Here is a 10,546-nt window from a genome sequence, read left to right on the forward strand (position 1 = left end):
AGCGTTTATTTCGCTTTCGTCTCACTGACTGGGTGGTTCGTCTTGCGTTTAAGCAGTCGTTGTTCCCGGTCAGTGGAGGCGCATTATAGGGAGTTCTCAGAAGGCCGCAACCCCTAATTTCAAAAAATCTTTCAAGCGAACAAAAAACAATCAATAAGCTTATTTTAGGATATTTATTAGCCTATAAATGACCATTTTCAGCCCTTCAACGTGACAACTCTCGCAAAAGCGCTAAAACAACCAAAGCAAAAGGGAGCGGTTGCCCGCTCCCTTTTTAACGTTGTTACCGTTTATCGTTACTGCCTGGCGACAATATGATCGTTTTCGACATCCAGCGTCACCGGTTTGCCTGGCACCAACGCCCCCGAAAGGATTTGCTGCGCCAGCGGGTTTTCAATCTCCTGCTGGATAGCGCGTTTCAATGGCCGTGCACCATACACTGGGTCGTAGCCGGTCTTGCCGAGCAGTGTCAACGCTGGTTCGGTAATCGTAACCGCGTAGCCGCGTTCTTCCAGACGTTGATACAAACGCGCCAACTGGATTTTGGCAATCTCGGCAATGTGCTGTTGACCCAATGGATGGAAGACCACCACCTCATCTATACGGTTGATGAATTCCGGACGGAAGTGATGACTCACCATTTCCATCACCGACTCTTTCATTTGCGCATAGTTCATCTGACCAAAATGTTCCTGGATCAGATCGGAACCCAGGTTAGAGGTCATGATCACCACGGTATTACGGAAGTCGACGGTACGCCCTTGCCCGTCGGTCAAACGCCCGTCATCCAATACCTGCAGCAGGATATTGAATACGTCCGGATGCGCTTTTTCGACCTCGTCCAGCAAAATGACGGAATACGGTCTGCGGCGTACCGCTTCGGTCAGATAGCCGCCTTCTTCATAACCCACATAGCCGGGAGGTGCACCGACCAGCCGCGAGACGGAATGTTTTTCCATAAACTCGGACATATCAATACGCACCATGGCATCGTCACTGTCGAACAGGAAAGATGCCAGCGCCTTACACAGTTCGGTCTTACCTACACCGGTCGGCCCCAGGAACAGGAAAGAGCCAATCGGGCGATTCGGATCCGACAGACCGGCACGGCTACGGCGAATGGCGTTGGATACCGCGGTCACCGCTTCGTCTTGGCCAATCACCCGTGAATGCAGTTCCTGCTCCAACCGCAGCAGTTTGTCGCGCTCGCCTTCCAGCATTCTGGCCACCGGGATACCGGTTGCCTTCGCCAGCACTTCTGCAATCTCGGCATCGGTAACGCGATTACGCAACAGCTTCATGGTCTTGCCTTCGGCCTGGGTTGCCGCAGCAAGCTGTTTTTCCAGCTCGGGGATCTTGCCGTATTGCAACTCGGACATCCGCCCCAGGTCGCCAACGCGACGCGCCTGCTCCAGGGTGATTTTCGCCTGTTCCAACTCGGCCTTGATATTCTGGGTGCCCGACAGTGAGGCCTTCTCGGCTTTCCACTCTTCTTCCAGTTCAGAATATTCGCGTTCTTTTTGCTCCAGCTCGCTGCTGAGCATTTCCAGTCGTTTCCGGCTGGCGTCGTCAGACTCTTTATTCAGCGCCTGCTGTTCCAGTTTTAACTGGATAACGCGACGTTCCAGCCGATCGAGCGCTTCCGGCTTCGAGTCCATCTGCATGCGAATGCTGGAAGCCGCCTCATCGATAAGGTCGATGGCCTTATCCGGCAACTGGCGGTCAGAGACATAACGGTGCGACAGCGTCGCCGCCGCCACGATCGCAGGGTCGGTAATCTGCACATGGTGATGCAGCTCATAACGTTCTTTCAGGCCGCGCAGAATCGCGATGGTGTCTTCAACGCTTGGTTCAGCGACGAACACCTTCTGGAAACGACGCTCAAGCGCCGCATCCTTTTCTATATATTGACGATATTCGTCAAGCGTGGTTGCACCGACGCAATGCAGCTCGCCACGTGCCAATGCCGGCTTCAGCATATTACCGGCGTCCATCGCGCCGTCAGCCTTGCCGGCACCGACCATGGTATGCAGTTCGTCAATAAACAGAATGACGCTGCCTTCCTGCTTGGCGAGATCGCTCAGTACGCCTTTCAAACGCTCTTCAAACTCGCCGCGGTATTTGGCGCCGGCAATCAGCGCGCCCATGTCGAGCGACAGTACTCGCTTGTGCTTGAGCCCTTCAGGCACTTCACCATTGATGATGCGCTGCGCCAGGCCTTCCACAATAGCGGTTTTCCCCACGCCGGGTTCACCGATCAGCACCGGGTTATTTTTGGTACGACGTTGCAATACCTGAATGGTACGGCGAATTTCCTCGTCACGACCGATCACCGGGTCAAGCTTGCCCTGTTCGGCACGTTCGGTAAGATCGATGGTATATTTTTTCAACGCCTGACGCTGGTCCTCAGCACCCTGGTCTTCCACGCTGTCGCCGCCTCGCATTTGCTCAATGGCCTTGCTGATTTTATCGGTTGTCGCGCCGGCGGCTTTCAGCAAATCGGTCAGTGTGCCGCGATCTTCCAGCACCGCCAGTACAAATAATTCAGACGAGATAAACTTGTCCGCACGCTTTTGCGCCAGCTTGTCGCACAGGTTCAGCACACGCACCAGTTCGTGGGATGGTTGCACGTCGCCACCGGTGCCTTCGACTTGCGGCAGACGGGAAAGAGCCTGTTCGATTTCGGTGCGTAGGCGCCCGGCGTCGATACCGGCAGAGGTTAATAATGGACGAACCGAGCCCCCTTCCTGATTGAGCAATGCGCTCATCAGATGTAACGGTTCAATAAACTGGTTGTCGTGCCCAAGGGCTAGAGATTGGGCATCGGCGAGGGCAAGCTGGAACTTGTTGGTAAGACGATCCAGACGCATAACACCTCCAATATAGGACAAAATTGCTACTGGAGATTAAATGAGGTCATCCCTCAAATTTTCAAGGTTATTTCGACACTATATTATGAGTACAACGTTATGCGTCGGTGGACCGTCCTAATTCAATAGGTTATATCAGCCAGATTAAACTTGCCAGACGTCCGGTTATTCGCTCGCGTCGATAGGAGAAAAAATGACTGATTTCGCTAACGGTACAACGATTGCCACCATAGGTTTCGGTGATTCCAACAGCTTGCAGCCGCTGGCGTGCCAATAAGTAGATATCGGCAAGGTATTTATCGCCGTGAGGGATAAAAGCAGCGTCAGCAGCGGCGTCGACCGCCATAAACGCCGCGCGCACTTCAGCGCCGACCTCAAAGCACTGCGGTCCGATGGCCGGTCCGAGCCAGGCAACGATCTGGCCAGGCTCGGCAGCAAATTCCGCAACCGTGCTTTCCAGCACCCCATCGCATAACCCACGCCAGCCGGCATGAGCGGCGGCGACTTCTTTGCCGGTCCGAGAGCAGAACAACACCGGCAGGCAATCCGCCGTCATCACCGCACAAACCTGTCCCGGCTGGTTACTGTACACCGCGTCAGCGCGCAGATCGGTCGGCGCCTGCCCTTCCAGGCGCAGTACGCGAGTCCCATGCACCTGCTCCAGCCAGTATGGCATCTGTGGCAGGCTGGCGCCCGCCACCAGCAGTTCACGGTTATGCCACACCGTCGATTCGACATCCCCGACGTGACTGCCGAGATTAAGCGAATCATACGGCGGCAGGCTTATACCGCCGTGTCGGGTGGTGCTACATGCCGCGACACCTTGCGGTAACGGCCAGTCGGGTTGGATGAGCGCGTCCATTACCAGTTCATCTGATCCTTGAATTCTTCGGTATCGGCCTTCAGCGCATCGATCAAATCAACCATATCCTGTGGTAATGGCGCATGCCATTCCATCTGAATACCGCTGATAGGATGATACAAACGCAGCATGGTGGCATGCAGTGCCTGACGGTCGAAGCCACGTAAAGTGGTGATAAACGCCTCTGATGCGCCTTTTGGCGGACGTGGACGGCCACCGTACAGCGGATCGCCCACCAGCGGATGGCTAATGTGTGACATATGCACACGGATCTGGTGGGTACGGCCGGTTTCCAGACGCAAACGTAAACGGGTGTGCGCGCGGAAATGCTCCATGATGCGGTAATGCGTTACCGCCGGTTTGCCCATCGGGTGAACCGCCATATGAGTACGTTTGGTGGAATGGCGCGCAATCGGCTCTTCCACGGTACCGCCGGCGGTCATGGTGCCGATCGCCACCGCTTCGTATTCACGGGTAATTTCCCGCAACTGCAGCGCTTCAACCAGACGGGTTTGCGCAGGCACGGTTTTGGCGACCACCATCAGACCGGTGGTGTCTTTGTCCAGACGGTGAACGATGCCGGCACGCGGCACGTCGATAATTTCCGGATAGTAGTGCAGCAAGGCATTGAGCACCGTGCCATCAGGATTGCCGGCACCCGGGTGTACCACCAGATCGCGCGGTTTGTTGATCACCAGAATATCGCTGTCTTCATAAACGATATCCAGCGGGATGTCCTGCGGTTCCCAACGCGCTTCTTCTTCAATCTGCGCATCAATGGCAACCGTCTCTCCCCCCAGTACCTTCTCTTTCGGTTTGTTTGTCGTTTTGCCGTTGACCTGCACCCGATCTTCCAAAATCCATTCTTTTATGCGAGAACGTGAATAATCGGGGAACAATTCGGCCAAAGCCTGATCTAAACGTTGTCCGAGTTGAGATTCGGCCACCGTTGCGGTGAGTTGTACTTGTTGTGCCATATGCAGCTTCTTCGTTAACGTTGGGTTTTCACGGCGATGCCGTTTAATATAATGTGCTATTGTAACTGGTCTTTGTCGGGAGCTTAACGGACAGTCTCCCGGAATAACACCCTGAGGATAATCAAAACGTCATGACGCGTATGAAATATCTGGTGGCGGCAGCCACGTTGAGCCTGGCGCTGGCAGGTTGCTCCAGTTCCAAGGATGCGGTTCCCGACAACCCGCCTTCGGAAATCTATGCAAACGCCCAGCAGAAACTGCAGGACGGTAACTTCAAGGGCGCGATTACGCAACTCGAAGCGTTAGACAACCGCTATCCTTTCGGGCCGTACTCCCAGCAAGTGCAGCTGGATCTGATTTATGCCTACTATAAGTCGGCCGATCTGCCACTGGCGCAGGCATCCATCGATCGCTTTATGCGCCTGAACCCGACGCATCCGAACATCGATTATGTGATGTACATGCGTGGTCTGACGGATATGGCACTGGATGACAGCGCATTGCAAGGCTTCTTCGGGGTCGATCGTTCAGACCGCGATCCACAGCATGCCCGCGCTGCGTTCCGCGATTTCAGCCAGCTGATTCAGCAGTATCCGAGCAGTCAGTATACGCCGGATGCGCAAAAGCGCCTGGTATACCTCAAGGACCGTTTGTCCAAGTATGAGCTTTCAGTGGCGGAATACTACACTAAACGCGGTGCTTACGTCGCGGTTGTTAATCGTGTCGAACAGATGATGCGTGAATACCCGGACACCAAAGCGACGCGCGATGCGCTGCCGCTGATGGAAAACGCGTACAAGCAGTTGCAGCTGAACGGCCAGGCGGACAAAGTGGCGAAAATCATCGCTGCCAATCAGGCCTGATCGCCATCCCGCATAGCAGATAACAAAACGGCAGCCTCGGCTGCCGTTTTTATTGGCGCACGCTGGCGCCAAATTGGGAAAATATGCAATTAAAAACACGGCATTAAAGAACAATCCACGCCGGTCAACCTATCGATAATGCGCGATCCGGCGAGAAGACTCAAGCGCTAGATGGCGGTTTCAGAGGCTAAATCACAGATTGAACTAACTTTGCAAAAGGTGACAAAAAAAGGTGATTTTCCTCACCCCTTTAGCCCTAAAGCGGGGTATGCTGAATCCATCCAAGACGGAAAGACAAGAGAGGTAAGTTATATGACAATCAACATTACCAGCAAACAAATGGATATCACCCCCGCAATCCGTAATCATGTCGAAGACCGTCTCAGCAAACTGGATAAATGGCAGGCCCAACTGATTAACCCGCACATTGTTTTATCCAAAGAACCTAAAGGGTTTGTGGCCGACGCCACCATCACCACGCCAAACGGCCCGCTGGTCGCCAGCGCCAAACACGAAGATATGTATACCGCCGTCAACGAACTGATCGCCAAGCTGGAGCGCCAGCTCAACAAAGTGCAGCATAAAGGCGAGGCACGCCGCGCACACGCCAGCGTGAAGGACGTCGTTCCGGAAGTCGCAGTAGAACCTGAACAAGAGTAACCCGTCCCGGTGTTTTCACACCCAGCGCGCCCAAGGGCGCGCTTTTTGTTCACCGGTTTTTATTGACAGAAAGAAAACCCAGCGGTTACTTTAAAACCTCACTCATTAGCCGATAAGCAGCCAATGCAACGCAAACCGTTTTTCTTCGCATTCTTTTTTACCTTCCCCTGATTGGGAGGCGTTTCGTCGTGTGATAAAGAATGCGAAGACGAACAGCAAAGCCTCCTGGAAACAGGAGGCTTTTTTTATGATTATTAGAAAAACACAGGGCAAAGCTGATTATGACTGACAACCCATTACTCGTGCTGCGTGAACGCATCAGCGCACTGGATCTGAAACTGCTGGCATTACTGGCGGAACGTCGTGAGCTCGCAGTCGAAGTGGGCAAAACCAAGTTGCACTCTCACCGGCCAATCCGCGATAAAGAGCGCGAGCGCGACCTGCTGGACGCCCTGATCACCGCCGCCAAACCCTATGAGCTGGACGGTTTTTACATCACTCGCCTGTTCCAGCTGATTATTGAAGACTCGGTACTGACCCAACAGGCACTGTTGCAACATCAACTCAATCAGACCAGCCAGCATTCTGCACGCGTTGCGTTCCTCGGGCCGAAAGGGTCTTATTCCCATCTGGCCGCGCGCCGCTATGCCGCACGCCATTTCGACCAATTGATCGAGCACGGTTGTCAGAAATTCCAGGATATTTTCACCCAGGTCGAAACCGGCCAGGCTGACTACGCGGTATTACCGATTGAGAACACCAGTTCCGGTTCCATCAATGACGTTTACGACCTGCTGCAGCACACCAGCCTGTCAATCGTCGGCGAACTGACCAATCCGATCGATCACTGCGTGCTGGTCGCCGGCGATACCGACCTTAACCAGATTGATACCGTCTACAGCCATCCGCAACCGTTCCAGCAGTGCAGCCATTTCATCAACCGTTACCCACACTGGAAAATCGAATACTGCGAAAGCACCGCTGCGGCAATGGAAAAGGTTGCCAAAATCAATTCGCCAACAGCCGCCGCACTGGGCAGCGAAGCCGGCGGCGCGCTGTATGGTCTGCAGGTGCTGGAACACAACCTGGCCAACCAGCAACAGAATATTACCCGCTTCATCGTGTTGGCGCGCAAGGCAATTGACGTGTCAGAACAGGTGCCGGCGAAAACCACTTTTATCATGGCAACCGGCCAACAGTCGGGGGCATTGGTCGAAGCGTTGCTGGTACTGCGTGACAACGGCATCATCATGACCAAATTGGAATCCCGCCCGATCCATGGCAATCCGTGGGAAGAGATGTTTTACATCGACGTGCAGGCGAATATCCGCTCCGATGCCATGCAGAAAGCCCTGCAGGACTTGACGCCAATTACTCGCTCGTTAAAGGTGCTAGGCTGCTACCCAAGTGAAAACGTGGTCCCGGTCAATCCCTCCTGACGCGCAGAAAAGCGCCGAGTGGGGTACGGCAACCAGTTAGCCGACTCTTCAGCCTGGTGTGTAGGGGCTTGGTTTGATAGCTGACAGAGTCAGCACGTTGCAAGGTCTGGCATCTGCCAGACCTTTTTTGTGATGCATCGCGGGTTTTATTGACGACTGTCGTTAGCCTGACGCAGTAGTGAACGACTTTCTACCAGGAAACGCTCGGCATAATCACCGAACCAGTGTTCAACCTTTTGGAAGCTGTTGATAAACTGCTGTTTATCGCCATGTTCCAGCAGTTCGATCGCCGCGCCGAAACGCGTGTAGTAACGCTTGATCAGTTGAATATTTTCTTCCGACGACATGATGATATCGGCGTACAGCTGTGGATCCTGCGCAAACAGCCGCCCCACCATCGCCAGTTCCAGCCGATAAATCGGCGAGGACAGCGCCAGCAATTGCTCCAGTTGCACGTTTTCCTCCGCCAGATGCAGGCCGTAGGCAAACGTAGCGAAGTGGCGCAGAGCCTGAATGAACGCCATGTTCTGGTCATGTTCCACCGCGCTGATGCAGTGCAACCGTGCGCCCCACACTTGCAATTGCTCCAGCAGCCACTGGTAGGCTTCGGGCTGACGGCCGTCGCAGTACACCACCACCTGCTTGGCAACGCTGCCGACATCTGGGCCAAACATTGGGTGCAACCCCAATACCGGGCCGCCGTGTGCCGCAAGCATCGCCTGCAGCGGGCGGTTCTTCACCGATGCCAGGTCAACCAGAATGCAGTCGTCTGGCAGCGTAGGCAGCCGCTGAATAACCTGCTCGGTGACGTGGATCGGCACGCTGACAATCACCATGCCGGCATCAGCCAGCAGCGTTTCCGCCTGAGGCCAATCGTGCTGATCCAACACGTTTACCTGATAGCCCGACAGCGTCAGCAGCCGATTGAACAAACGCCCCATCTGGCCGTTGCCGCCGATAATCACAATCGGACGCAGCTGCGGACAGAGGGTTTTAAAACCTTTGTCATTCTCGCTGACGTACGATTCGCGCATCACACGACGCAATATGTCTTCAATCAGGTCCGGCGGTACGCCAAGCGCCGCCGCTTCCGCACGGCGCGAAGCCAGCATCGCCGCTTCACGCTCGGGTACATACACCGGCAGTCCGTGGCGGCTTTTGACTTCGCCCACTTCAGCCACCAGATGCAGGCGTTTCGCCAGCAAATCCAGCAGCGCTTTATCCACTTCGTCAATTTGATCGCGCAGCGCGGTCAGTTCAGCCACCATAACTCACTACTCTCCAGTGCGTGCCATCAGCGCGGCACCAAGCTGCTGATGCATGCGGCGCAGCAGCGTCTCGGTGTCGTTCCAGTCAATACAGGCGTCGGTGACGGATACGCCGTAGCGCATATCGACACGCGGCTGCTCGGAAGACTGGTTGCCTTCATGCAGATGGCTCTCCAGCATGATTCCGGTAATAGAACGATTACCTGCGTTGATCTGCTCTACCACCGACTCGGCAACCACCGGCTGACGGCGGTAATCTTTATTAGAATTGCCATGGCTGCAATCTATCATCAAGGACGGACGGAGTCCCGCTTCACGCATCTGTTTTTCACAGGCCGCAACGTCTTGCGCACTGTAATTTGGCGTTTTGCCACCACGCAGGATCACGTGGCCATCCGGGTTGCCTTGGGTTTGTAACAGGCACACTTGCCCAGCCTGATTGATACCAACGAAGCGGTGTGGCATGGCGGCGGCCCGCATGGCGTTGATGGCGGTTCCCAGGCTACCGTCGGTGCCATTTTTAAAGCCGACCGGCATCGACAGGCCGGACGCCATTTCGCGGTGGGTCTGCGATTCGGTGGTACGCGCACCGATTGCCGACCAACTGAACAGATCGCCGAGGTATTGTGGGCTGTTGGGGTCCAACGCTTCGGTGGCCAACGGCAACCCCATGCCAACCAGATCCAGCAACAGGCGACGCGCAATGTGCAAACCGGCTTCCACGTCAAACGAACCATCCATATACGGATCGTTGATCAGGCCTTTCCAACCGACGGTGGTTCTTGGCTTTTCAAAATAGACGCGCATAACGATATACAGCTGATCGCTCAATTCAGCCGACAGGGTTTTCAAACGACGTGCGTAATCCAGCGCCGCATCCGGATCGTGGATCGAACATGGCCCGCACACCACCAGCAGACGGTGATCACGCCCTTGCAAGATATCGGCGATAATTTTGCGAGCAGCAGCGATTTCATTTTCATCACTGGCGCTGAGCGGGAACTGGTTTTTCAGCTCTTCCGGCGTAATCAAAACCTGTTCTGCACTGATATGTACGTTATTGAGCGCGTCTTTTTGCATGATGCTGTTTCCTGTCGTTTGCCGTTATGCCTGAGCGTAAGTTAGTTAAACATTGAGCGTTACAGGGCCTACCTTACCATGCGTTGTAAAGTTTTCAATCCAAAATCCGTAAATAAAAAATTACTGACAACAGGGGAAGCATAAAGCCCCGAAAAACAAAACGAAATAAAACCAATAATATTATTTAAAAACAACAAGTAAAATAAAAACCTTCTCGACCAAAACCGCCATGGCGCGTTAGTGGTAAATCCTGTCAACACCCACCCTGCATGTAAATTTAAGTTTACACACGACAGCTATCACCATCCAATACGGTTTTATATCTCCCTAAAAGAGTTATTTCATGAATAAACATTGCGCAACCTCATAGTTCTCCCCCGGTAATTACTGAATGATGACGCTAAACGGTTCACACCTCTTTAGGGGTAGACCTGCATAGACAGGCCCCGTCACCTGCAAGGAAGGCTCATGAGCCACAGCATTACTTTTAACAAGGGACTCTCATGATAACTCTGCAATTCGCCATT

9 protein-coding genes and 1 other annotated feature are annotated in these 10,546 nt (G+C 54.0%); of the genes, 4 read left to right on the forward strand and 5 right to left on the reverse strand.

The features are described from left to right. Positions 1 to 296 precede the first annotated feature (296 nt). The 3 genes from clpB to rluD all read right to left on the reverse strand — a co-directional run bounded on the left by clpB (position 297) and on the right by rluD (position 4,709). Positions 297 to 2,870, reverse strand: coding sequence for an ATP-dependent chaperone ClpB (gene clpB, locus AC2AXP_RS22530; RefSeq protein WP_004955116.1), 2,574 nt, complete (start codon positions 2,868 to 2,870; stop codon positions 297 to 299). Positions 2,871 to 3,000: 130 nt separating this feature from the next. Then, positions 3,001 to 3,732, reverse strand: coding sequence for a purine nucleoside phosphorylase YfiH (gene yfiH, locus AC2AXP_RS22535; protein ID WP_371902000.1), 732 nt, complete (start codon positions 3,730 to 3,732; stop codon positions 3,001 to 3,003). Beyond that, on the reverse strand, positions 3,732 to 4,709 hold the full coding sequence (gene rluD, locus AC2AXP_RS22540; protein ID WP_004955122.1) for a 23S rRNA pseudouridine(1911/1915/1917) synthase RluD: 978 nt from the start codon (positions 4,707 to 4,709) through the stop codon (positions 3,732 to 3,734). Before rluD ends, yfiH begins: the two co-directional genes overlap by 1 nt. Before the next feature lie 131 nt (positions 4,710 to 4,840). Here rluD and bamD point away from each other — a divergent pair, with 131 nt between their 5' ends. The 4 genes from bamD to pheA all read left to right on the forward strand — a co-directional run bounded on the left by bamD (position 4,841) and on the right by pheA (position 7,671). Beyond that, positions 4,841 to 5,572, forward strand: coding sequence for an outer membrane protein assembly factor BamD (gene bamD, locus AC2AXP_RS22545; protein WP_004955124.1), 732 nt, complete (start codon positions 4,841 to 4,843; stop codon positions 5,570 to 5,572). Positions 5,573 to 5,884: 312 nt separating this feature from the next. Further along, the gene (gene raiA / locus AC2AXP_RS22550; protein WP_004955127.1) at positions 5,885 to 6,232 is read left to right on the forward strand and encodes a ribosome-associated translation inhibitor RaiA; all 348 of its coding nucleotides are present in this window, start codon (positions 5,885 to 5,887) and stop codon (positions 6,230 to 6,232) included. 122 nt (positions 6,233 to 6,354) lie between these two features. Beyond that, positions 6,355 to 6,481 (forward strand) — a sequence feature (Phe leader region). Further along, positions 6,356 to 6,403 (forward strand): pheA operon leader peptide PheL, encoded by a 48-nt coding sequence (gene pheL, locus AC2AXP_RS22555; RefSeq protein WP_193764799.1) that lies wholly within the window; start codon positions 6,356 to 6,358, stop codon positions 6,401 to 6,403. It overlaps the preceding feature by 48 nt. 32 nt (positions 6,482 to 6,513) lie before the next feature. Next, positions 6,514 to 7,671 carry a bifunctional chorismate mutase/prephenate dehydratase gene (gene pheA, locus AC2AXP_RS22560; protein WP_004955129.1) on the forward strand — a complete coding sequence of 386 codons (1,158 nt, stop codon included), beginning with the start codon at positions 6,514 to 6,516 and terminating at the stop codon, positions 7,669 to 7,671. A gap of 146 nt (positions 7,672 to 7,817) precedes the next feature. On the opposite strand, the gene tyrA is transcribed toward pheA, so the two are convergent. Both tyrA and AC2AXP_RS22570 read right to left on the reverse strand, forming a co-directional pair. Continuing rightward, positions 7,818 to 8,939, reverse strand: coding sequence for a bifunctional chorismate mutase/prephenate dehydrogenase (gene tyrA, locus AC2AXP_RS22565; protein ID WP_198773308.1), 1,122 nt, complete (start codon positions 8,937 to 8,939; stop codon positions 7,818 to 7,820). A gap of 6 nt (positions 8,940 to 8,945) precedes the next feature. After that, positions 8,946 to 10,019 (reverse strand): 3-deoxy-7-phosphoheptulonate synthase, encoded by a 1,074-nt coding sequence (locus AC2AXP_RS22570; protein ID WP_484381986.1) that lies wholly within the window; start codon positions 10,017 to 10,019, stop codon positions 8,946 to 8,948. Positions 10,020 to 10,546 lie beyond the last annotated feature (527 nt).

The organism is Serratia sp. Sp408 (assembly GCF_057180665.1).